20 protein-coding genes are annotated in these 20,953 nt (G+C 72.9%); 7 read left to right on the top strand and 13 right to left on the bottom strand.

Annotated elements, in window-relative coordinates; genetic code table 11:
- Nucleotides 1-145: 145 nt before the first annotated feature.
- From JNK12_10940 to JNK12_10930, 3 genes are all read left to right on the top strand, one after another.
- Nucleotides 146-922 (top strand): glucose 1-dehydrogenase, encoded by a 777-nt coding sequence (locus JNK12_10940; protein MBL8776443.1) that lies wholly within the window; start codon nucleotides 146-148, stop codon nucleotides 920-922.
- 77 nt (nucleotides 923-999) lie between these two features.
- The gene (locus tag JNK12_10935; GenBank protein MBL8776442.1) at nucleotides 1,000-2,364 is read left to right on the top strand and encodes a glutamine synthetase; all 1,365 of its coding nucleotides are present in this window, start codon (nucleotides 1,000-1,002) and stop codon (nucleotides 2,362-2,364) included.
- 56 nt (nucleotides 2,365-2,420) lie between these two features.
- On the top strand, nucleotides 2,421-3,761 hold the full coding sequence (locus tag JNK12_10930) for a DUF2254 domain-containing protein (protein MBL8776441.1): 1,341 nt from the start codon (nucleotides 2,421-2,423) through the stop codon (nucleotides 3,759-3,761).
- Here the strand turns inward: JNK12_10930 and JNK12_10925 are convergent.
- The 3 genes from JNK12_10925 to JNK12_10915 form a co-directional block, all read right to left on the bottom strand.
- Nucleotides 3,734-4,447 carry a DJ-1/PfpI family protein gene (locus JNK12_10925; protein ID MBL8776440.1) on the bottom strand — a complete coding sequence of 238 codons (714 nt, stop codon included), beginning with the start codon at nucleotides 4,445-4,447 and terminating at the stop codon, nucleotides 3,734-3,736. The two genes, JNK12_10930 and JNK12_10925, sit on opposite strands and share 28 nt — an antisense overlap.
- A 169-nt stretch (nucleotides 4,448-4,616) precedes the next feature.
- On the bottom strand, nucleotides 4,617-5,327 hold the full coding sequence (locus tag JNK12_10920) for a DUF459 domain-containing protein (protein ID MBL8776439.1): 711 nt from the start codon (nucleotides 5,325-5,327) through the stop codon (nucleotides 4,617-4,619).
- 26 nt (nucleotides 5,328-5,353) lie between these two features.
- Entirely contained in the window at nucleotides 5,354-5,674 is a 321-nt protein-coding gene (locus JNK12_10915) for a hypothetical protein (protein ID MBL8776438.1), read from the bottom strand.
- A gap of 90 nt (nucleotides 5,675-5,764) precedes the next feature.
- On the opposite strand from JNK12_10915, the gene JNK12_10910 reads away from it, so the two are divergent.
- Both JNK12_10910 and JNK12_10905 read left to right on the top strand, forming a co-directional pair.
- Nucleotides 5,765-7,207 (top strand): M20/M25/M40 family metallo-hydrolase, encoded by a 1,443-nt coding sequence (locus tag JNK12_10910; GenBank protein ID MBL8776437.1) that lies wholly within the window; start codon nucleotides 5,765-5,767, stop codon nucleotides 7,205-7,207.
- A gap of 111 nt (nucleotides 7,208-7,318) precedes the next feature.
- Nucleotides 7,319-7,969, top strand: a complete 651-nt coding sequence (locus JNK12_10905) for an NYN domain-containing protein (protein MBL8776436.1) — start codon at nucleotides 7,319-7,321, stop codon at nucleotides 7,967-7,969.
- 13 nt (nucleotides 7,970-7,982) lie between these two features.
- Here the strand turns inward: JNK12_10905 and JNK12_10900 are convergent, their stop codons facing one another.
- The 7 genes from JNK12_10900 to JNK12_10870 form a co-directional block, all read right to left on the bottom strand.
- Nucleotides 7,983-8,909 carry a zinc metallopeptidase gene (locus JNK12_10900; protein MBL8776435.1) on the bottom strand — a complete coding sequence of 309 codons (927 nt, stop codon included), beginning with the start codon at nucleotides 8,907-8,909 and terminating at the stop codon, nucleotides 7,983-7,985.
- Nucleotides 8,910-8,933: 24 nt separating this feature from the next.
- Nucleotides 8,934-9,404 (bottom strand): RDD family protein, encoded by a 471-nt coding sequence (locus JNK12_10895; GenBank protein ID MBL8776434.1) that lies wholly within the window; start codon nucleotides 9,402-9,404, stop codon nucleotides 8,934-8,936.
- The gene (locus JNK12_10890) at nucleotides 9,401-9,877 is read right to left on the bottom strand and encodes a hypothetical protein (protein ID MBL8776433.1); all 477 of its coding nucleotides are present in this window, start codon (nucleotides 9,875-9,877) and stop codon (nucleotides 9,401-9,403) included. The genes JNK12_10895 and JNK12_10890 overlap by 4 nt, the downstream gene beginning before the upstream one ends.
- A gap of 256 nt (nucleotides 9,878-10,133) precedes the next feature.
- A complete protein-coding gene (locus tag JNK12_10885) occupies nucleotides 10,134-11,273 on the bottom strand; it encodes a beta-lactamase family protein (GenBank protein ID MBL8776432.1) in 1,140 nt (379 codons plus the stop codon).
- 99 nt (nucleotides 11,274-11,372) lie between these two features.
- The gene (locus JNK12_10880) at nucleotides 11,373-12,623 is read right to left on the bottom strand and encodes a cytochrome P450 (GenBank protein MBL8776431.1); all 1,251 of its coding nucleotides are present in this window, start codon (nucleotides 12,621-12,623) and stop codon (nucleotides 11,373-11,375) included.
- A 60-nt stretch (nucleotides 12,624-12,683) separates the two neighbouring features.
- The gene (locus JNK12_10875; GenBank protein MBL8776430.1) at nucleotides 12,684-13,367 is read right to left on the bottom strand and encodes a sigma-70 family RNA polymerase sigma factor; all 684 of its coding nucleotides are present in this window, start codon (nucleotides 13,365-13,367) and stop codon (nucleotides 12,684-12,686) included.
- Nucleotides 13,364-14,548: a hypothetical protein gene (locus JNK12_10870; protein MBL8776429.1), complete on the bottom strand. Its 1,185-nt coding sequence runs from the start codon at nucleotides 14,546-14,548 to the stop codon at nucleotides 13,364-13,366. Before JNK12_10870 ends, JNK12_10875 begins: the two co-directional genes overlap by 4 nt.
- A gap of 194 nt (nucleotides 14,549-14,742) precedes the next feature.
- Between JNK12_10870 and JNK12_10865 the strand changes: the two genes are divergently transcribed.
- Both JNK12_10865 and JNK12_10860 read left to right on the top strand, forming a co-directional pair.
- Nucleotides 14,743-16,659: a hypothetical protein gene (locus JNK12_10865; GenBank protein MBL8776428.1), complete on the top strand. Its 1,917-nt coding sequence runs from the start codon at nucleotides 14,743-14,745 to the stop codon at nucleotides 16,657-16,659.
- Nucleotides 16,660-16,685: 26 nt separating this feature from the next.
- Nucleotides 16,686-17,522 carry a YihY/virulence factor BrkB family protein gene (locus JNK12_10860; protein MBL8776427.1) on the top strand — a complete coding sequence of 279 codons (837 nt, stop codon included), beginning with the start codon at nucleotides 16,686-16,688 and terminating at the stop codon, nucleotides 17,520-17,522.
- Nucleotides 17,523-17,615: 93 nt separating this feature from the next.
- Here the strand turns inward: JNK12_10860 and JNK12_10855 are convergent, their stop codons facing one another.
- The 3 genes from JNK12_10855 to JNK12_10845 form a co-directional block, all read right to left on the bottom strand.
- Complete coding sequence (locus tag JNK12_10855) at nucleotides 17,616-18,218, bottom strand: class I SAM-dependent methyltransferase (GenBank protein MBL8776426.1); 603 nt, start codon at nucleotides 18,216-18,218, stop codon at nucleotides 17,616-17,618.
- A 579-nt stretch (nucleotides 18,219-18,797) separates the two neighbouring features.
- Nucleotides 18,798-19,307, bottom strand: coding sequence for a methylated-DNA--[protein]-cysteine S-methyltransferase (locus tag JNK12_10850; protein ID MBL8776425.1), 510 nt, complete (start codon nucleotides 19,305-19,307; stop codon nucleotides 18,798-18,800).
- Nucleotides 19,307-20,917, bottom strand: a complete 1,611-nt coding sequence (locus tag JNK12_10845; GenBank protein ID MBL8776424.1) for a DNA-3-methyladenine glycosylase 2 family protein — start codon at nucleotides 20,915-20,917, stop codon at nucleotides 19,307-19,309. The genes JNK12_10850 and JNK12_10845 overlap by 1 nt, the downstream gene beginning before the upstream one ends.
- Nucleotides 20,918-20,953 lie beyond the last annotated feature (36 nt).

The following is a 20,953-nucleotide window of genomic DNA, read 5'->3' as shown; positions in this document are numbered from 1 at the left end:
CCTGCCCCCCGGCCGCCTCCCGCGTCCTCGGGGCGGCCCACCCGTTCCCGAGGCAATAGGGTGCGGGATCCACACGCCGGCGCCCCGGGAACTGGGGCCGCCGGACGAGTCGAGCAAGAGACGAGAGAAGGGTGGGCCGGGACCCATGGGCAGGTTGGACGGGAAGGTCGCGCTGATCACCGGCGCCGGACAGGGCCTCGGGCGCGTCGCCGCCGAGCTCTTCGCGAGCGAGGGCGCCACGGTCGTGGTGGCCGAGTTCTCCGAGGCCAACGGCCGCGAGGCGGTCGCCGCCATCGAGGCCGCCGGCGGCACCGCCGCCTTCGTACAGGTGGACGTGTCGAAGGCCGACCAGGTCGAGCGCATGATCCAGTTCGCGGTCGACACCTTCGGCGGCCTGCACGTGCTCTACAACAACGCCGGCATCATGCCGCCCGACGACGGCGCCACCCTCGACACCCCCGAGTCCACGTGGGACGTGGTCATGGAGGTCAACCTGAAGGGCGTCTGGCTGTGCTGCAAGTACGGCATCCCGGCGATGATCGCCTCTGGCGGCGGCTCCATCATCAACGTGTCGTCGCTCGTGGCCATCATGGGCTCGGCCACCGCCCAGATCGCCTACACCGCCAGCAAGGGCGGGGTCCTGGCCATGAGCCGCGAGATGGCCATCGAGCACGCCAAGGACGGGGTGCGCATCAACGCCCTGTGCCCCGGGCCGATCATGACCGACCTCATGGCCGAGCTGCTGTCCGACGACGCCAAGCGGGCCCGCCGACTCGTGCACGTGCCCATCGGCCGCTTCGGCCAGGCCCAGGAGATCGCCAACGCCGCGCTCTTCCTCGCCTCCGACGAGTCGTCGCTGATGACCGGCCAGCAGCTCGTGATGGACGGCGGCATCAGCGCCGCCTACGTCACGCCCGAGTAGCCGCAACCAGAGCAGACCGACCACCCGCCACCACCCGCAACCACCCGCACCGCACCACCGACGCCAAGGGGACGCTGATGGAGCTCACCGAGCTGGAAGCCATGATCGGAGCCGGGGAGATCGACACGGTGCTCACCGTGTTCCCGGACCTGCAGGGGCGCTTGATGGGCAAGCGCGTCACCGGCCAGTACTTCCTCGACCAGGTGCTCGACGGCGAGGGCGCGGTCCACGTCTGCAACTACCTGCTCGCGGTCGACGTCGACATGACGCCGCTCCCCGGGTACCGCTACGCCAACTGGGACCAGGGCTACGGCGACGCCAAGTGCATCGCCGACCTGTCCACCCTGCGCCTCGTCCCGTGGCTCGAGAAGACCGCGTTGGTGATCTGCGACCTCGAGGACGAGGAGACCGGTGAGCCGGTCGAGGTGTCCCCCCGCCAGATCCTGAAGCGCCAGATCGAGCGCGCCGCGGCCATGGGCTACTCGGTCAAAGCGGCCACCGAGCTCGAGTTCTTCCTCTTCGAGGACACCTTCGAGCAGGCCCACGACAAGGGCTACAAGGGGCTCGTCCCCCACTCGAGGTTCATCGAGGACTACCACATCCTCCAGACCACCAAGGACGAGTACCTCATCCGTCAGATCCGCAACGGCATGCTCGGGGCCGAGATCCCGGTCGAGTTCTCGAAGGGCGAGGCCGGCTACGGCCAGCACGAGATCAACATCACCTACGACGACGCCCTGCCGATGGCCGACAACCACACCGTCTACAAGAACGGGGCCAAGGAGATCGCGGCGGCGAACGGGCGCTCGCTGACGTTCATGGCCAAATGGTCCATCGACGACGTCGGCTCGTCGTGCCACGTGCACTCCAGTCTCTGGAACGCCGAGGGCACCGAGTCCCTCACCTGGAACGCCGACGCCCCCGACCACATGAGCGACGTGTACCGCAGCTACGTCGGCGGCCTGCTGGCCACCGGGCGGGAGCTGGCCTGGTGCTACGCCCCGTACGTCAACTCGTACAAGCGGTACATGCCGGACTCCTGGGCGCCGACGGCGCTCGTGTGGGGCCGGGACAACCGCACGTGCGGCCTGCGCACGGTCGGCCACGGCAAGGGCTTCCGCGTCGAGTCCCGGGTGCCCGGGGCCGACTGCAACCCCTACCTCGCCTTCGCCGCCACCATCGCCGCCGGCCTGTACGGCATCGAGCACGGCATCGACCCGGGGCCGGCCTTCGAGACCAACGCCTACGAGGCCACCGATGTCCCCCGCGTGCCGTCCACCCTCGTCGAGGCCATCGAGCTCTTCGAGGGCAGCGACATGGCCCGCGAGGCCTTCGGCGAGGACGTCCACCACCACCTGCTCAACACCGCCAAGCAGGAGTGGGCCGCGGCCAATCGCACCGTCACCGACTGGGAGCTCCAGCGGGGCTTCGAGCGCATCTGAGCACTCGGCCCGCCCGCCACTCTGCCGCCGCCCCCGACCCCGACCGCCCCTCCCCCATGCCCACCCGTTGGTACCGCCGGCACCGCTACGAGCTGCGCACGTCGCTGTGGTTCGTGCCGTCGATCATCATCAGCGGTTTCGTGCTGCTGGCGCTGCTGGCGCTCTTCGTCGACGACCGGCTCCTCACCACGGGCCGCCTCCCGGTGCTCCTCGACCCGGGCGGCGCCGGCGACGTCCGGGACCTCATGGCCGCCATCGCCGGCGCCTCCATCACGGTCGTGGCGCTGGTGGCGTCGCTCACCCTCGTCACCCTCACGGTGGCGTCGACGCAGTTCGGCCCCCGGCTCATCCGCACCTTCCTGGCCACCCGGGCGCCGAAGATCACCATCGGGCTCTACGTCGGGACCTTCGTCTACAGCCTGATCGTGTTGCTGGCCGTCCACGACAGCGGCGACGTCGTCTTCGTGCCGCGCCTCGCGGCCGACATCGCCGTGTTCGCGGCGATGGTCGACGCCGTCGCCCTCGTCTGGTACCTCCACGCCACTGCGGTGTCGATCCAGCCCGCCACCGTGGTGAACCGCATCGCCGCCCAGCTCGACGAGGCCCTCGACGAGCTGGCGGCCATGGGCGAGCTGGTGGGCGACGGGAACCCCGCCGAGGTCGACGCCGTCCTCTCGTCCACCCGCGCGGACGGTCGGGTGGTCACGTCGACCGACAGCGGCTACCTCAAGCACGTCGACCACCCCGCCCTCGTCGCCGCCGCGACCACCACCGGGTGTGTCGTGGAGCTCACCGTGCGGCCGGGGCAGTTCGTGCTGGCCGGCTCGCCCGTGGCCCGGGTCGTCCGAGGACCGAACGGCGACGGCGTGGGCGACGCCGTCATCACGTCGTCGCTCGTCATGGGCGCCCAGCGCACCGTCGAGCAGGACCTGCGCTTCGCGGTGGACCAACTCGTCGAGATCGCCCTGCGGGCGCTGTCCCCCGCAATCAACGACACGTTCACCGCGCTGACGTGCATCAACTGGCTGGCCGGTGCCCTGCTGCGGCTGTCCGAGGACCCGCTCCCCCAGCGGGCGCACCGCGACGCCGACGGCACCATCCGCGTGGTGGACCGCTACCTCAGCTTCACCGACGTCACCGACAGCGCCTTCGACAAGATCCGCCAAGCGGGGGACGACAACACCGCGGTGCTCATCCGCCTCCTCGAGTCGGTCACCCTCCTCGGCCCGCAGATGCGCACCGACGAGCAGCGTTGGGCCCTGCGGTCACAGGCCGACATGGTCTGGGAGAGCGCCGAGGGCAACCTCCGGATCGGGGGCGACCTCGCCGACGTGCGCCGACGCTACGACGAGGCCCTCGAGGCGCTCGGTCAGACCGGGGACGACGGCGACGACTGACGGCGCCGGCGGCGGCCCCGCCGTCCGGGACCATCGCCCGCCCCGCGCTCCTGCTCGTCGTCGATGACGTAGCGACCCGCAATGCGATGGCGCGTCGACCGCCCTCGCCAGCGATGCACGCGACCCTGGCGGCTCCCGTCGGGGTCGTCGGCCAGCCCCGCCCGCACCCGCTCGGCCGTCTCGGCGCCGAAGGTGCGGTCGACCACGAGCAGGGCGAGGTCGAACGCGCTGGTCGCCCCGGACGCGGTGATCACCCGGCCGTGGCGGACGAGTCGTTCGGCGCTCGCCACCGCGCCGGCACCGCTCAGCTCGTCGAGCAGCAACCAGTGCCCGGTGGCGTCGCAACCGTCGAGCACGCCGGCGGCACCGAGGAGGTGGACGCCGGTCGAGACGCCGGCGGTCCACTGGGTGGTGCGATGGGCGTCGGCGATCCAGGCGAGGAGGGCGTCGTCCTCCACCAGCCGGCGCACGCCCAGCCCACCCGGGACGACGAGGGTGTCGGGGTCGGGCCAGTCGGCCACCGACCGGTCGGCCACGAGCACGCCGGGGCGGCCCTGGGTGGCGTGGGGGCCGGTGCGGTGCGCCACGAAGTGCACGGCGACGTCGGGCACCGCGCCGAACACCTCCGCCGGCGCCAGGGCCTCGGCGGCGCTGACCCCGTCGTGCACCAGGATGGCCACGTCCACGGGACCAGTGTGGCACCCGGTCGCCGGCAGTGGTCGGGCGGACGGGGCGCCGCCGCCGGGTGCGGCGAGGCGCCTTCGGCCAGGCTCGGGCCGTACTCGTCCGCGCTCGGGCGGCCGGCGCGCGGGGACGGGCGCCGCACCGACCGGTGCTCAGCCGTCGTGTCGGCGCTCAGAGGTCCTGTTCGACGGCCTCGTGGATGAGGCGGGCGAGGCGGCGGGCGCCCACGTCGGTGAGGTGGACCGTGTCGGGCACGCGCAGCGGGACGACCTCGCCCTGGCGGTTGGTGATCGACGCCAGGTACTCACCGTTCGGCCCCGCGAGCGCGTCGTTGGCGTCGATCAGCGTGATCTGGGGCCACCGCTCGGCCAGCGCCTCGTACTCGGCCCGGAGCCCGGCGGTGGTGATCTGGTTGACCTCGGTGTACTGGGGCGGGGGGAGCACCCAGTAGACCGCCGCGTCCGAGCCGTTGTCCTCGAGCACCTGCATCAGCCGGTCGGCCTCCTTGCCCCACGCCTCGAAGAACTCGGGGGTGTTCTTCAGGATCGGGTTGCCGTCGGCGTCGGTCGCGAAGTCCGTGTCGGTGTAGTTGCCGATGAACAAGAAGACGACGGCCTCGGGGTCGTCCTGGGCGAGCTGCTCCTCCAGGCGCTTCGTCCAGTCGACGAAACCCGGCGTGAGCAGGCCCGAGTTGTTGAGCGCGGCGTTGTCCACCGCCACCTCGCGGCCGAAGGTCTCGTCGAGCTTGGGGCCGGTCTGGCGCAGGATGGAGTCACCGGCGAGGAGCAGGTGCGCCGGCTCGGCCAGGAGGCGGGCGACCAGGAGACCGACCAGGCCGAGCACCACGACGGCGCCCAGGACGTTGCGGGTGCGCCGGGACATCGCCCCTTCCTACCGCGTCGGCGACCTCACGCAGACTCGCGGCGCACGAGCTCCTTGCCCGGCGGACCCGATCCGGCCGACCGCCCGTTGCCCTGACCGTCGGCCGAGGGGACCGGCGTGACCGCCGAGGTGCGGGCGGGAGGCGTCGCCGGGGCGTCCGCCGGCGCCGTGCCCGCCAGGCGGTTCAGGGCTTCGGCCATCTCCGAGGATGCGGCGGCCGACGCCAGGCTGGCGAAGATGGCGGCGCGGTTGTTGTGGTAGGTCGCGTCGGAGTCCGGGGACGCGGCCTTCTTCAGCGACGCGAGCGTCAGCTTCTCGTACTCCTCGGAGCTGCCCTCCATGGGCATGCGGCGGCCTCCCGTAGGTCGTTGTACCTATCGGCTGGTGACCGGCCGGCGTTGAACGGCTCGTTCGGACGGATGGGGCAGGCTGGTGCCATGCCGCTGCCCGCCGCCGAGCTCACCGCTTTCGTCACGGACCGCTGGGACGCCACGGTCGTCCCGCTGCTGCACGACTACATCGCCATCCCCAACGTGTCGCCGGCGTTCGACCCCGCCTGGGACGAGCACGGGCACATGCAGGTCGCGGTCGACCTGCTCGAGCAGTGGGCCCGGGCCCAGGAGATCGAGGGCCTCACCGTCGAGGTCGCCACCCTGCCGGGGCGCACCCCGCTGCTGGTGATGGACGTGCCGGCGCACGGCGAGGGCGCCCCCGCCCCCGCCGACGTCGCCGCCCCTGACACGGTGCTGCTCTACGGCCACCTCGACAAGCAGCCGCCCATGGTGGGCTGGCGGAATGGCCTGGGGCCGTGGTCACCGGTACTCGACGGCGGCCGCCTCTACGGCCGCGGCGGCGCCGACGACGGCTACTCGATCTTCGCCGCCCTCACGGCCATCGAGGCCGTGCAGCGCTTCGGCGGGGCGCACCGCCGCTGCCTCGTGGTCATCGAGGCGTCCGAGGAGAGCGGCAGCCCCGACCTCGAGGCCCACGTCGAGGCGCTCGGCGACCGCCTCGGCGCGGTCAGCCTGGTGGTCTGCCTCGACTCGGGCTGCGGCACCTACGACCGACTCTGGACCACCACGTCGCTCCGCGGCCTCGCCGGCTTCACCCTGTCGGTGCGGATGCTGGAGGAAGGCGTGCACTCGGGCGCCAGCGGCATCGTCCCCTCCACCTTCCGGGTGCTGCGCCAGCTGCTCGACCGGCTGGAGGACGTCGACACCGGCGAGGTGCGACTCCCCGCGTTCCACACCCCCATCCCCGACGAGCGGGTGGCGCAGGCGGACGCCGCCGCCGCCGTGCTGGGCGACGCCATCTGGCAGCGCTTCCCCTTCTTCGAAGGAGCCGGCCCGGTGGCGGGCTCGCCCGCCGAGCTGCTGCTCAACGCCACGTGGCGGCCGGCGGTGGAGATCATCGGCGCCGACGGCCTGCCGTCCATCGAGGACGCCGGCAACGTCCTCCGCCCCGTCACCGCCGTGAACGTGTCGGTGCGGCTCCCCCCGACGTGCGACGCCGCCGCCGCGCTGGCCGCGGCCACCGAGGCCGTCACCGTCGATCCGCCCTACGGCGCCACCGTCGAGGTGCAGGGCGACTGGGCCGCCACGGGCTGGAACGCCCCGCCCACCGCCGATTGGTTGGTGCCGGCCATCGAGTCCGCCTCCCAGGCTGCGTTCGGCCAGCCCGCGGCGGCGATGGGCGAGGGCGGCACCATCCCGTTCATGGCCATGCTCGGCCAGCGCTTCCCCGACGCCCAGTTCCTGGTGCTCGGCGTCCTCGGCCCCGGCTCGAACGCCCACGGCCCCAACGAGTTCCTCGACATCCCGATGGCGAAGGGAATCTCGGCGGCGGTGGCGCACGTGCTGGACGCCCACGCCCGGCGCTGACGGTGAAAAAGCGGATGGCCCCGCACGAGGCGGGGCCATCTGGGTCCCCACGCTCACACGTGAGGGAAGCTCGTACCATCGTACCGACGACCGATCGAAGGGACAAGCCGGGTGGAGATCGCTGCCTTCGTGGACGGGCTGAATCTGTATCACGGCATGGAAGCAGCGAACCTCCTCCGATACCGATGGCTGGACATCACTGCGATGTGCAAGCGACTAGCGAGGACGGCGGGCGAGAAGGCTGGAGGAATCGAGTTCGACCTGACCCAGGTCGTCTACTGCACCAGCTTCGTATCCGAGCACGCTGCGCAGCGACGGCAAGACATCTACCTTCAAGCACTCCAGTTCAGCCAGCCGCCCTACTTCAGGACCCTCCTCGGCAAGTACGAACTTAAGACGCGACCTTGCACCAAGTGTGGCGAGCTGGTGGGCTTTCAGAAGGAGAAGCGAACGGATGTCAACCTCGCCGTCGAGATCGTCCGTGCGGCTTCAGCCGATGACCGACCCGACGCCATCCTCCTCGTCAGTGGCGATACCGATCTCATCCCCGCGATCGAGGCGGCGCAGGACTACGGCCTTCTGACCTGCGTAGCCGCTCCGCCTCGACGGGGCCTTCAGCACCTGAACAACGTGGCGGACGTCTATCTGCGGGTTACGGCTGGACACCTGAAGTACTCACCCCTCCCCGACGTAGTCCACAACCCTGACAACGGCTATCCGTTTCGTCCGCCCGACGGATGGCCGTCACCAGACTCCTGGTGAGCAGACGCGTCGGTCAGGAGAAGGTGTCGCACTGGTTGACGTCGCCGGTGTCGAAGCCGCGGTTGAACCACTCCTGGCGGTCCTCGGACGAGCCGTGGGTCCACGTCTCGGGGTTCACGTCGACGCCGGCGGACGCCTGGATGCGGTCGTCGCCGACCGCCGCGGCGGCGTCCAGGCCCTCCTGGAGGTCGCCGTCCTCGAGGACGCCGCGGTTGTAGACCGAGTGACCCCAGATGCCGGCGAAGCAGTCGGCCTGGAGCTCGAGGCGCACGGACAGGTCGTTGGCCTCGCCGGGGTTGGCCGCCTGCTGGCGGTTCACGTCGTCGCTGATGCCGAGGCGGTTCTGCACGTGGTGACCGATCTCGTGGGCGATCACGTAGGCCTGGGCGAAGTCGCCGGGAGCGTCGAAGCGGTCGTTCAGCTCCCGGAAGAAGCCGAGGTCGAGGTAGGCGGTCTGGTCGGGCGGGCAGTAGAAGGGCCCGACCGCCGAGGTGGCGTTGCCACAGCCGGTGTCCACGCCGTCGCGGAACAGGACCAGCTCGGCGTTGCGGTACTGCTGGCCCGACTGCTGGAAGATCTCGTCCCAGGTGGCGTTCACGTCGTCGAGCACGAACGAGGCGAAGTCGACGAGCTCGGCCTCGGGGTCCGGTGCGCCGGGCACCTCATCGTCGGCGCCGGAGGGGGCGGTCTGCGCCTCACCGAGCCCACCCAGGATGTCGGTGATGTCGATGCCCGTGTCGGACGAGCCTCCGTCCCCGCCGCCGCCCCCGAGCAGGCTGCCGCCGCCCAACAGGCTGACCACGACGACGATGGCGAGGACGACCAGGCCGCCCTTGCCCGACGGGATGGGCAGCCCGCCCAGGCCACCGCCGCCACGGCCCTGGGTCGACGCCCGCTCGTCACGCAGGTCGCCGCTCCGCTGCCCTCGTTGCCACCTCATGGGTCGTTGCCTACCCCGCCGCCCCTACTTGGGGTGCGGCTCGGCCTTCGTCCAGTCGTAGACGACCTCGGTGCGCAGGACGACGTCCCACACCGCGGCGCTGCGCCGGGACACGACCGACCAGAACAGCAGGGCCAGAAGGTAGGTGGCCATCCAGCCGCGGGCGATGGACTGGAAGAAGCCGATGCGCCCGCCGCCCACGCGGCGCACCCGCAGCCCGAGCAGCAGTTGCCCGATCGTGCGGCCGCCGACGATCCAGCACAGCGACAGGTAGGTGAACAGGAGCGCCGCCCCGGCGAGCAATGCGCCGGCAGCACCCAGCTCGCCGCTGGCGTCCGTGCCCAGCACCGACTGCACCAGGTTCAGGCTGAGGGAGATGGCCGCGCTGATGACCCACACGACACCGAAGTCCACGAGGGCGGCGGCGCCCCGGGACACGATGCCGGCGGGCTGGCCGTGGCGGGGCGAGATCTCCTCGACGGTGACGACGCTCATGACGCCACCTCGGCCGACGCCACCTCGACCGCCGGCGTGGGCGCCGTGGCCGATGCCAGCTCGGGGTACCGGGGGGTGCGATGCAGCAGGCGGTCGATGAAGCGGGACAGGAGCACGTCGCCGTTCATGGTGCGCACCCGCACGAGCTTCACGGAGTCGCTGGCGAGGACGCCGGTGGACTGACGGACGATGTCCTGGAGGCCGATGTCCGCCATCAGTGCCTGGAGGTCGACCCGCTTGATGATGCCGTCGACGTCGACCCGGTCCAGCAGGGCGTCCATGTCGATGCGCTCGAGGAGCGCGTCGATGTCGATGCGGGTCAGCAGGTCGTCGATGTCGACCTGACCGACGATGGCGTTGACGTCGAGCTCGCGCACCACGCCGTTGACGATCTGGTGCACCACGCCCTCGGCCATGGCCCGGCCGGCGCCGAGCGGCCCGAGCGCACGTCCCTCCGGTCGACTGTCCGCCATCGTTCGCTCCTGGGGTCGGTGAAACGGCCGACACTAGCGATGCCGGGTGGCTGGCGTGACCGCCGGGTGTCAGACCGCGTCGGGGCCGCGGCGCCCTCGGCCGCGACGGCACGCTCGCCGAGCGCAGGTCGCCCGGCCGCGAGGCCCCCGTGATCAGATCGACTCGATCACGGGCCTCGGGAGAAGGCACACCCTCGCCCCGCGACGGCACGCTCGCCCGCGCGCAGCATGCGACGACGTCGAGACATGCCGGGTGTCAGGTCGCCTCGAGCACCTCGAGGGCCAGGTCGTAGACCTCGGCGTCGTCTCGGTTGCAGAGGACGACGACCGACGTCGACGAGTCGGGCGCCACGAGGAAGTCCGAGCTGAACCCGGCCCAGGCGCCCGAGTGCTCGATCAGCCCGTCGCCCAGGGTCAGCCCGCCGCCGTAGCCGTAGCCCTCCTCGTCGAGCACCGGCCCGGGGGTGAGCAGCCCCTCCTCCAAGGGCGGGCCGCCCAAGGCGAAGGTCTCGAGGTTCGCCGCCCAGCGCTGGAGGTCCCGCACGCTGGACCACACCGCGCCGTCGCCGGCCTGCTCCCAGTTCGTCGTGTTCGCCTCGAAGCCTCCCTCGCCGTCGGCGGCGTAGCCCTCGGCGGCGGCGTCCACCACCAGGTCGGCGTCGTCGCGCACGACGGTCTGGTCCATCCCGAGGGGGCCGAACACCTCGTCGGCCAGGAAGTCCGCGAGCGTGCGCCCGTCCACCCGTTCGACCACCTGCCCCAGGAGGAAGTAGTTGGTGTTCGAGTACTCGAACGCGGCGCCCGGCTCGAAGGCCAGCTCGTCGGCCCCGGCGAGGGCCTCCAGCGCCTGCGCCGTCGTGGTCACGTCGGTGTCGTCGAAGTCCTCGGCGAGCAGCTCGGTGTAGTCCGTGAGCCCGCTGGTGTGGTGCACGAGGTCGTCGAGCGTGATGGCGGCGCCGTAGTCGGGGAGCTCGGGCAGGTGCTCGTGGACCTCGTCGTCCAGGGAGAGCTCGCCCCGGTCGGCCAGTAGGTACACGGCGGCGGCGGTGAACTGCTTCGACACCGAGGCGATGTCGAACGTCGTGGCCGCGTCGATGGCCTCGCCGGTGGCCAGGTCGGCGGTGCCGTACCCGCCCTCGAACACGACCTCGCCGTCGACGACGGCGCTGACGGCGCACCCCGGCTCCCCGTCGTCCCCTTCGCCGGCGACGATCTCGGCCACCGCGGCCGACGCCTCCGCCGCCGACGGGTCGTCGGGCTCGAACACGGGGGCGGTGGTGCTCGACGCCGAGCCGGCGTCGCCCGACGGGTCGCCGTCGCCACACGCGGTCGCGCCGGTCGCCAGCAGCAGGGCCACCAGCACGGCGAGGGCCGACCCGGCCCGACGCCGACTCACTACACGGCACCCCCGCTCCCGGCGCTCCGGGACCAGCGTGCTGTCGTCATGTACATCAGCCTGGTCCCAGAGCGGAGGCGGCCGGCCGGGGCGGGCACCTCAGCGGGCCCGAAAGGAGACCGGCAGGTGGCGCAGGCTGGTGTGCTTGTTGCTGCGGCCCCACTCGACGGGGCCGGCGAGGGCGAGGTCGTCGAAGCGGGCGAGCACCGCACCGAGCACGACGGCGATCTCCTTGCGGGCCAGTGGCGCCCCGAGGCAGTGATGCAGCCCGTGGCCGAAGGCGACGTGGGGGTTCGGGTCGCGCCCGACGTCGAAGCGGAACGGGTCGGCGAACGCGGCGTCGTCCCGGTTGGCCGACGGGTACCAGTGCGTCGTCTTCTCCCCCGCCCGGATGGTGTGGCCCGCCAGCTCGGTGTCACGGGTGGCGGTGCGCCGGTTGTAGGCGGTGGCGCTGGTCCAGCGCAGCACCTCCTCGACCGCGGTGGGCAGCAGGGCCGGGTTCGCCCGCAGGCGCGCCTGCTCGTCGGGGTGCTCGATGAGGGCCAGCACGCCGCCGGCGATCGAGTTGCGGGTGGTCTCGGAGCCGGCGGTGAAGAGCAGGCTGAAGAAGGCCTGGAGCTCGGCCTCGGACAGGGTGCCCGAGCCGTCGTCGGCGACGGCGTGGACCACCTGGGAGAAGAGGTCGTCGGTGGGGTGGGCCCGGCGCTCGGCGATGAGGTCGTCGCCGTAGCCCCGCAGGCCGAGCCCGGCGGTGGCCAGCTCGTCGCTCGACCCGGTGAGATCCCGGTCGCGGTAGTCGAGGATGGTCGTCGTCCACTCGAAGAGCTGGTGGCGGTCCTCCTGGGGGACACCCATCAGCGTGGCGATGGTCTGGAGGGGCAGTTCGGCGGCGACGTCGAGGAGCAGGTCGCACTCGCCACGGTCGGCGACCTCGTCGAGGATGGCGTCGGTCCGGGCGCTGAGCCACTGGTCGAGGGCGTCGACCGCCCGCGGGGTGAAGGCCCGGTTCACCAGCGCCCGGATGCGGGTGTGGGTGGGCGGGTCCGACATGTTCAACATCACGCCGGTGACGAAGCCCGGCGGCAGGTCGTCGAGCGTGGTGCCACCCCCGGTGCGCCCGGGGCCGGTCTCCGAGGAGAAGGTGGCCGGGTCGTGGAGCACGGCGAGCACGTCGGCGTGGCGGGTGACCACCCAGAAGCCCTCGCCACCGGGCGCGTGCTCGGTCGGCGGATGCCAGAACACGGGGTGGTCGCGGCGCAGCGCGGTGAACACCTCGTGCGGGAAGCCGTCCGCGAACAGGTCGAGGTCGGTCAGATCGACGTCGGGCGCATCCCCCGCTGCGGTTCCCACGGCCGCCGACGCTACCCGGGGGGGCATCGCCACCCCGGGCGGTCCTGCGACGCCCGGGTGCTACCTGGGGGCGAGGACCTGGCGCAGGTTGGCCAGCGCCCGGTGCTGCATGGCCTTCACCGCGTTGACGTTGCGACCCGTGATGGCGGCGACGTCCTCGAGGGAGAGGTCGGCCAGGAAGCGCAGGACCACGACCTCGCGCTGGTCGTCGCCAAGCTCTTGGAGCGCGGCGATGAGCTCGTCGTCCACCGGCTCGGGCGCCGGCGCCGCCGCGACCACCGGCGGGGTCCGGTCGACCACCTGGGGACGCCGGGCGCGGCGCCGGAAGGCGTCGGTCATGCGGTTCCGGGCGATGGTGAACACCCAGCGGCGAAGGTCGGTGGCGTCGCCGGTGAAGCGGTCGAGATCCCGGCTCACCTGGAGGAAGACCTCCCCGAGGACGTCCTCGGGATCAGGGGCACGGCGGGCCCGCAGGTAGCCGAGCACCGCCGGGGCGAGCTCGCGGTACGCGGTGGCGGCATCGGCGGCGAAGGGCGGAGCCTCGGCGGCGGCCAGAGTTGCACCGGCTCGGGTGGCCCCGGACGCCGACCGGTGCGCCACCGCGCCGACGGGGGTCGACCCGGAGATCAGGGGGTGCGCCTCCGCCCCGGCGGCGGCAGCCCCGGACGACGGTGGGTGCCCCTCCGCGCCCGACGCCGGCGCGCCCCGGGCCGGGTCGCGATAGTCGGTGACGACCGACGTCATCCGCGCTCCGAGGAGGATCCGAGGAGGCCGGTCGCGCCTCGCCTGGGGGCGGTCTCCGGGGCCGTGGTCGTCCCCGGCGTTCGGGTCGCGCCGGCGCCGGCCGCGAGGGAGCGGGACAGGACGGTCCGGGGGACCGTGGCAGCCCGGACCCCGTCCGGGGACCCCAGGACCGAGCCGGCGCCGGCGGCGAGGGAGCTGGCCAGGACGGTGCGGGGGACCGTGGCAGCCCGGACCCCGTCCGGGGACCCCAGGATCGAGCCGGCGCCGGCCGCGGCCGGGCGACCAGGCGCGACCGAGGCGCCCGCCGCGGACCGGGCGGCGCCGCCACCGCCGCCGGACGCCGTCGCAGCGGGGCCTGGCGGGTTGGCACCCGGCACGGAGGCCACCCCGGCGGCGCCCGACGCCGGTGCCCGGCCAGGGGCTCGTGCCGAGGCGGCGCCCGCCGGCGCGGCCGTGCCACCGCCGGCGCTCGTGCGGGGCGGTCGGCCGCCGCTGGCCGTCCCGGCGCTCGGGCCTACGGCGCCGGCCGGGCCGTTGACGTCGGTCGTCCCGCCGGGCGCCGTCGTCGCGGGCGGAGCGTCCTGCCCGGGACCGTCCCCGGGCGGCGCCGCCGAGTTCGGGGCCGGCCCCGACGCCGCGGGGCGACCGGCCCCGGCGTCGTCCGCCCGCCCGGCTCGACCGCCAGCGGTCGTCGGTGCCGTCCGACCCCCTCGCTCGGCCTGCTCACCCGGTCGGGCGGGCCGCCGGGAGCCGCCGTCACCGGCGCGGGCGCCGATCGACGAACCGGGCGGTGACGCCGGCGGCGCCACCTGCGCGTCGCCGGCCTCTCCGTCGTCGGCGCGCCGACCCCCACCCTGGGACACCTCGATGCCGATGCGGCGCAGCGTCGAGGACATGGCGGTCTGGGCCGGTGCGGGCAGCACCCCGGCCGCGGCCAGGCTGGTCGAGCCGAGGAGCAGGCCGGCCGCCGCCATCCCGACCACGGCCGCCCTCCCACGGCGTCGCCCTGCTCCCGACACCGAGCCGGTCGGCACCTCCGCCTCGACCCCCATGGCCCGGAGGTGCGCGGCCGCGACCGCTGGCGGCACCGGCGCGGTCCCGAGGGCACGCAGGCGCGCCACGACGGGGTCGCCGCCATCGGGTTCGCCCGCCAGGGGAACGACATCGGTCGGAAGGTGCATGGCTCCTACAGCGCCGGGGGACGGCCGGACGGTACGGAGGCCACCTGAGAGGAACCTGAGTGCTCGTCGCCGTATCCCCGTGGCGCCCGCCGGCGCTGGGCCGACCCGAGAGCAACCTCCCGGAAGGGGATCCCATGCACCGAAACCCACCTCGACGAACGCCGCGCACCCGACGCCACCGGGCGCGGGCCGCCGTGGCCTTCGCGCTCGCTGCGACGATCGTCACCGGCGCCACGACCGCCAGCGCTCAAACCGACGAGGCCGCGACCGAGGCCGCTCGCCCCGGCGGCCAGGGCGGCGGCGGTGGCGCCACGGCGCGGCTCGTGGTGCCGTCGTTGAACGGCACCGGGAACAACGCCCGCCGCCCGAACCAGGGCGCCGCGGGCCAGGCCTACTCGCGGGTCGCCGCGGCCGCCTACGCCGACGGCGCGGCCGCCATGGCCGACGGCGCCTCACCGCGCTACGTCAGCAACCGCATCTTCAACGACACCGGCCAGAACCTCTTCTCGGCCCGTGGGGTCACCCAGTGGGGCTGGGCCTGGGGCCAGTTCCTCGACCACGCCCTCGGCCTCGCCCAGGGCGGCACCGAGTCCGCCAACCTCGCCTTCGACGCCGCCGACCCCCTTGAGGAGTTCACCAACGACTTCGGCGCCATCGAGTTCACCCGCGACGCCGCGGCGTCGGGGTCCGGCGCCCGCCAGCAGGTCAACACGGTCAGCTCCTACCTCGACGCGTGGAACGTCTACGGCGGCACGACCGAGCGCCTCGAGTGGCTCCGCGAGGGCCCGGTCGACGGCAACCTCGCCAACAACGGCCCCCACCTGCTCCTCGACGCCGACGGGAACCTGCCCCGGCGCGACGAGCGGGGCGACTCGTCCATCGCGCCGACGATGGACCTGATGGGCCGCCTGACCGGCACGACCGACGAGGCCGCCGTGGCCGGCGACGTGCGGGCCAACGAGAACATCGGCCTCACCGCCATCCACACGCTGTTCGCCCGCGAGCACAACCGGATCGTGGATCGGCTGCCCACCAGCCTGAGCGCGCAGCGCCGCTTCGACATCGCCCGGCGCATCGTGATGGCCGAGCAGCAGTACATCACCTACCGGGAGTTCCTCCCCGCCCTCGGCATCAACCTCCCCCGCTACCGGGGCTACGACCAGCGGGTGGACGCCACCGTCTCGAACGAGTTCGCCACGGTGGGCTACCGCGCCCACAGCATGATCCACGGCGAGTTCGAGGCCGAGGTCGGCGCCGACGAGCTGACGCCCGACGAGGTCGACTCCCTGGAGGCCCAGGGCGTCGCCGTCGAGCCCGTGGGCGACGCCCTCGAGCTGGCCATCCCCCTGAACGTCGCGTTCGGCAACCCGGACCTGCTGGAGCTCGTCGGCGTGGAGGGCGTACTCGCCAGCCTCGGCGCCGAGGTGCAGTACGCCAACGACGAGCAGTTCGACAACCAGCTGCGCAGCGTGATGTTCCAGGTTCCCGGCCCCGGCGTCACCGACCCGGCCACCCAGTGCAACGACCAGTCCGACCTCACCCAGTGCTTCTCGGGCGTCGTCGACCTGGCCGCCATCGACATCGCCCGGGCCCGGGACCACGGCATCCCGTCCTACAACGACCTGCGCGCCGCCTACGGGCTGCCCCGCATCACGTCGTTCACCCAGCTCACCGGTGAGGCCACCGACCAGTTCCCGGCCGATCCCGAGATCGACGCCGCCAACCCGATCGACGACCCCGACATCCTCGACATCGTCGAGACGGTGCCGGCGACCGGGCTGCCCACCCGGGCGATCCGGCGCACCACCCTCGCCGCCCGGCTGCGGGCCATCTACGGCTCGGTGGACGAGGTGGACGCCTTCGTGGGCATGGTCGCCGAGCCCCACCTCCGCGGCAGCGAGTTCGGCGCGCTCCAGGCGGCGATGTGGAAGAAGCAGTTCACCGCGCTGCGCGACGGCGACCGCTTCTACTACGAGAACGACACGGGCCTGCGCACCATCCGGGAGCGCTACGGGGTGGACTTCCGGGTCAGCCTCAGCCGGCTGATCACCCGCAACACGGACCTCGAGAACGGCGAGATCGCCGCGGACGTGTTCCGCATCGCCCCCTGAGCGGGGCCATGCGGTAGCAAGGGCCGGTGCCCCCACGTCCACCGGCCCGTGGGGGGGCGGCCGCCCGGCGCCCCACGCGGCGGGCGGACGACCACTTCCTGCCCCTGGTGGCGGCCGGCGTGGCCTTCTACGCATTCCTCGCCCTCGTCCCCACGGTGATCGTGGCCATCACCCTCTACGGCGTGTTCGCCGACCCCGCCGAGATCGAGCAGCAGGTCGCCGAGCGCGCCGGCGCCGTCCCCGAGGAGGTGCGCTCGCTCGTGCTCTCCCAGGTCCGCGCCATCGCCGCCGGCGGGGGGACGAGCCGCACCGCAGCCGTCGTCCTCGGCACCCTGGTGGCGCTCTGGACGGCGTCGACCGGGATGAACAGCCTGGTGCGGGGCATCGACATCGCCCACGGCCGCCACCCCCGCCGCTTCGTCGAGCAGCGGGGCCTGTCGCTCGCCCTGACCGTCGGCGCCATCGTGCTCCTAGTGGTCGTCGGTCTCGTCACGGTGGTGGTGCCCCCCTGGCTGGGCGCGTCCGACCTCGGCGACGCCGGGCGCTGGCTGGCCGACGCCGTGCGCTGGCCGGCGCTCTACTTCCTGATGGCCGGCGCCCTGTCGGCGCTGTACCGGATCGTGGGCGGCGGCCACGGCCGCCTGCACCTCACGCCGGGGCCGGCGATCGGCGCGCTCTGCTGGCTGGTCAGCTCGGTCGGGTTCTCGGTCTACACCGCCAACTTCGCCCGCTACGGCCGAACCTACGGCTCGCTGGCCAGCGTCGTGGTCGTGCTGCTGTGGCTCTGGCTCGGCGCCGGCTCGGTCCTCGTCGGCGCCGAGGTCGACGCCGACCACACCGAAGGTCGATCGACGACGGTCTGAACCCGGACCCACCACCGGCCAGTCCCACGGCGCCCCGATGCGTCACGAACACACGAGAGATCTCCAGAGAGAGGTCGAGCAAAAGGAAGACCGCTACTTGCGAAGCACGATCGCTGTCTGAAAGTCGAACGCGTCCTCACGTACGTCCACGATCTCGAGGAACTGCCCCCAGGTCTCGAGGACATAGCTCCGGTCGTAGTAGACCATCGCGTCCTTCGATGCACGCCCGATAGACAGCATCGATGCGGTGATCCCGAGCTGTTGGAGGTCATCCGCGCGATCGCGGACCAGTTGCGTAGTCCAGTGGTCGAGGCTCGACTCCTGGACCCGCCGGATGTAGGACTGATCCATGATCGTGATGAACAGATGCCCCCCGGGGCGAAGGGTTCGCCGGAGCTCGAGCAGCCACGACGTAGCCATCTCAGAGATGTGGGAGAAGACAGACGTCGCGTAAACGAATCCGAACTGCCCATCCTCGAATGGCAGGTGTGGCAGCGTCGAGCACGGTGCGAACTTGAAGGGAGGCGTCAGGTGCTGCTGGCACCAGATGATCGAACTCTCGTTGATGTCGACGCCCCAGAACTCACCCTGCGTCGCACCAGCGACATCGGAGAAGTGTCGAGTGACGCGACCGGATCCACACCCGAGTTCCAGCACCGAGCCCCACGATGGCGCCGGGTAGCCGAGGTCGCGCATGACAGCGCGGATTGAGGACGCGTGTCCAGCACCAGTCGTCTCGTAATCCTCGTGCTCCCACAACTCGCGGGGGGGGGGATGGGGAACTCCCCTGGCGGCGGCCGGTCGACGCGCCCAATGGCCACCTCACCATCTGAGCCTTCGAGCGGAATGGACTTCGCCGGCAAGAGCGGCGAGTACCGGAGCGAGCGGTCGACCTCGAGCCGTGCAAAATGGGTGATCGTAGGCCGAAGCCGACCTCTGATGTACTCCCGCGCCTTACGCGGTAAGCGTGTGCCCACGAAGCCCACACTAGCCAACCGTTCAGGACTGCCGATCGGCCCGCCGGGCCGCCATCCGGCTCATCGAGAGCGTCAGGCGGTCAGGCTGCGGCTTTCACGACGCCACCACCATTCGCGCTCATAGGCGGCACGAACCGGCGCGCGCCTCGCCGCGTCACTGGCGTCCGAAGCGGCCGCCCCCTTGGTCTCCTGTGGTCCCATGACGACTCGGATCGCCACAGGTGTCACGTGAGAGGGCTCTCTTCGAGGACACCACCTCCTGTCCGGGTCCATCGGGAGACCCGGAGCAGTCGGGCGATCAGGCGCCGGCGGCCTCGTGGTCGAGGAGCCAGCGCTTGACCTCCAGGCCGTAGCGGAAGCCGCCGAGGCCGCCGCCGGTGCGGATGACCCGGTGGCAGGGGACGAACAGGGCGGCGGCGTTGCGAGCGCAGGCACTGGCCGCTGCCCGGACGGCATCGGGACGACCCGCCTTGGCCGCCAGCTCGGCGTAGGTGACGGGAGCGCCGGCGGGGACCGTGCGCAGCACCTCCCAGGCCTCGACGAGGAACGGTCCCGACCGCTGGTGCACGGCCACGGCGTCGATGGCGCCGAGGTCGCCGTCCACGTAGGCCGCCACGGCATCGGTGACGGGGCCGAGGTCGGCCACCGCGTCGAGCGCGTCCGGGCGCAGGGCGGGCGCCATGAGGGCGACGAGCTCGGCCGGGTCCTCGGTCCAGCCCGAGCCGTGGACGGTCACGCCGTCGGCGACGACGGTGAAGGGGCCGGCGGGGGTGGGGACGGTGGCGGTCTGCATCGTGGTGATCGACATCAGCGGTCCTTTCGGGGACGGGTGGAGCGGGCGGGTGCGGGACCCGACGATCGAGCCGGTCGGGAGCTGCCGGGTGGGCGGGGCGACCCGTGGCGCTCGGCAGACGGCGCGGGTGTGACGGTGGGGGTGGACCCATTCCCGGCGGCGGCAGGGGCGGCGCCGAGGCTGGCCCAGAGGTGCTGGAGGGCGTAGGCCCGCCAGGGGCGCCACCGCTCGGCCAGGGCGGTGGCGGCCGCCGGGTCCGCCGCCTCCCCGAGGGCGGTGAGGGCGTGACGGACGCCGAGGTCGCTCGGCAGGAACGCGTCGGGATCGGCGAGCGCCCGCATGGCGATGTAGGAGGCCGTCCACGGGCCGATGCCCGGCAGCGCGAGCAGCTGGGCCTCGGTGGCGGGCCGGTCGGCGCCGGGGTCGAGCACGAAGTCGTCGCCGGCGAGCGCCTCGGCGAGACCGGCGAGGGCGCGCTTGCGGGCGGCCGGCATCCCGAGGGCGTCGAGGCCGCCGACGATCTGGTCCGGTGCGGGGAACAGGTGGGTGAGACCGCCGACGGGCTCGCCGAGGGGCGTGCCCGCGGCGGCGACGAGCCGACCGGCCATGGTGCGGGCCCCGGCCACCGACACCTGTTGGCCGAGCACGGCCCGCACCGCCAGCTCGGCGCCGTCCACCGTCCCGGGGACCCGCCGGCCGGGCGCCGCCGCCACGAGCGGGGCGAGCAGCGGGTCGGCGCCCAAGTGCCCGTCGACGGTGACCGGGTCGGCATCGAGGTCGAGGAGGCGGCGCGTCCGCTCGACCGCCGCCGAGAGGTCGCGCAGGTCGTCGAGGCGCAACGTCGCCACCACGTGGCGGTCGTCGGGCTCGACGGGCAGGCGCACCGACACCACCCCGGCGCCGCGGGGCAGCCGGAGCGTGCGGTGGTAGGTGCCGTCGGCGGTGACCTCCTCGACGCCGGGGACCGTGCGCATCGCGAGGAAGGCGAGGAGGCCGGCGCCGTCCAGGGGCGCCCGGAACGGGAGGCGGACGGTCAGCGAGCCCGGGGTCACCTCGTCGTGGCCCTGCCGGCGGGCGCGCAGCTCGCTGGGGGTCTTGGCGAAGACCTCACGGATGGTGTCGTTGAACTGGCGGATGCTGGCGAAGCCAGCGGCGAAGGCCACCTGCGACAGCGGCAGGTCGGTGGTCTCGATGAGCAGCCGGGCGGCGTTGGCCCGCTGGGCCCGGGCGAGGGCGAGCGGCCCGGCGCCGACCTCGGCCACGAGCTGCCGGTGCAGGTGGCGCTCGCTGTAGTGGAGGCGCCGGGCGAGGCCCTGCACCCCCTCGCGGTCGACCACCCCGTCGGCGATGAGGCGCATGGCCCGGCCCACGAGGTCGGCCCGCAGGTTCCACTCGGGCGAGCCCGGCGACGCGTCGGGCCGGCAGCGCAGGCAGGCCCGGTAGCCGGCGGCCTGCGCCGCCGCCGCGGTCGGGTGGAACGTGACGTTCCCGGGCTTGGGCGTGAGCGCCGGGCAGCTGGGCCGGCAGTAGATCCGCGTCGTGCGCACGGCGGTGAAGAACCACCCGTCGAAGCGGGCGTCGCGGCTCTGCACGGCCCGGTAGCAGCGCTCGAAGTCCTCGATCACGGGAGCATCGTCGCACGACCCCGGTCGGAATACTGG

Source organism: Acidimicrobiales bacterium (assembly GCA_016794585.1).
Taxonomy (GTDB): Bacteria; Actinomycetota; Acidimicrobiia; order Acidimicrobiales; family DATDAH01; genus JAEUJM01.
Note: the sequence above shows the minus strand (reverse complement) of the source record. Positions and strands in the feature narration are given on the sequence as shown.

Bases quoted from the DNA above. Each gene is read 5' to 3' on its own strand.
- JNK12_10940 (MBL8776443.1), top strand. From the start codon at position 146: ATGGGCAGGTTGGACGGGAAGGTCGCGCTGATCACCGGCGCCGGACAG.
- JNK12_10935 (MBL8776442.1), top strand. From the start codon at position 1,000: ATGGAGCTCACCGAGCTGGAAGCCATGATCGGAGCCGGGGAGATCGAC.
- JNK12_10930 (MBL8776441.1), top strand. From the start codon at position 2,421: ATGCCCACCCGTTGGTACCGCCGGCACCGCTACGAGCTGCGCACGTCG.
- JNK12_10920 (MBL8776439.1), bottom strand. From the start codon at position 5,327: ATGTCCCGGCGCACCCGCAACGTCCTGGGCGCCGTCGTGGTGCTCGGC.
- JNK12_10915 (MBL8776438.1), bottom strand. From the start codon at position 5,674: ATGCCCATGGAGGGCAGCTCCGAGGAGTACGAGAAGCTGACGCTCGCG.
- JNK12_10910 (MBL8776437.1), top strand. From the start codon at position 5,765: ATGCCGCTGCCCGCCGCCGAGCTCACCGCTTTCGTCACGGACCGCTGG.
- JNK12_10900 (MBL8776435.1), bottom strand. From the start codon at position 8,909: ATGAGGTGGCAACGAGGGCAGCGGAGCGGCGACCTGCGTGACGAGCGG.
- JNK12_10895 (MBL8776434.1), bottom strand. From the start codon at position 9,404: ATGAGCGTCGTCACCGTCGAGGAGATCTCGCCCCGCCACGGCCAGCCC.
- JNK12_10890 (MBL8776433.1), bottom strand. From the start codon at position 9,877: ATGGCGGACAGTCGACCGGAGGGACGTGCGCTCGGGCCGCTCGGCGCC.
- JNK12_10875 (MBL8776430.1), bottom strand. From the start codon at position 13,367: ATGACGTCGGTCGTCACCGACTATCGCGACCCGGCCCGGGGCGCGCCG.
- JNK12_10870 (MBL8776429.1), bottom strand. From the start codon at position 14,548: ATGCACCTTCCGACCGATGTCGTTCCCCTGGCGGGCGAACCCGATGGC.
- JNK12_10855 (MBL8776426.1), bottom strand. From the start codon at position 18,218: ATGCGCGACCTCGGCTACCCGGCGCCATCGTGGGGCTCGGTGCTGGAA.
- JNK12_10850 (MBL8776425.1), bottom strand. From the start codon at position 19,307: ATGTCGATCACCACGATGCAGACCGCCACCGTCCCCACCCCCGCCGGC.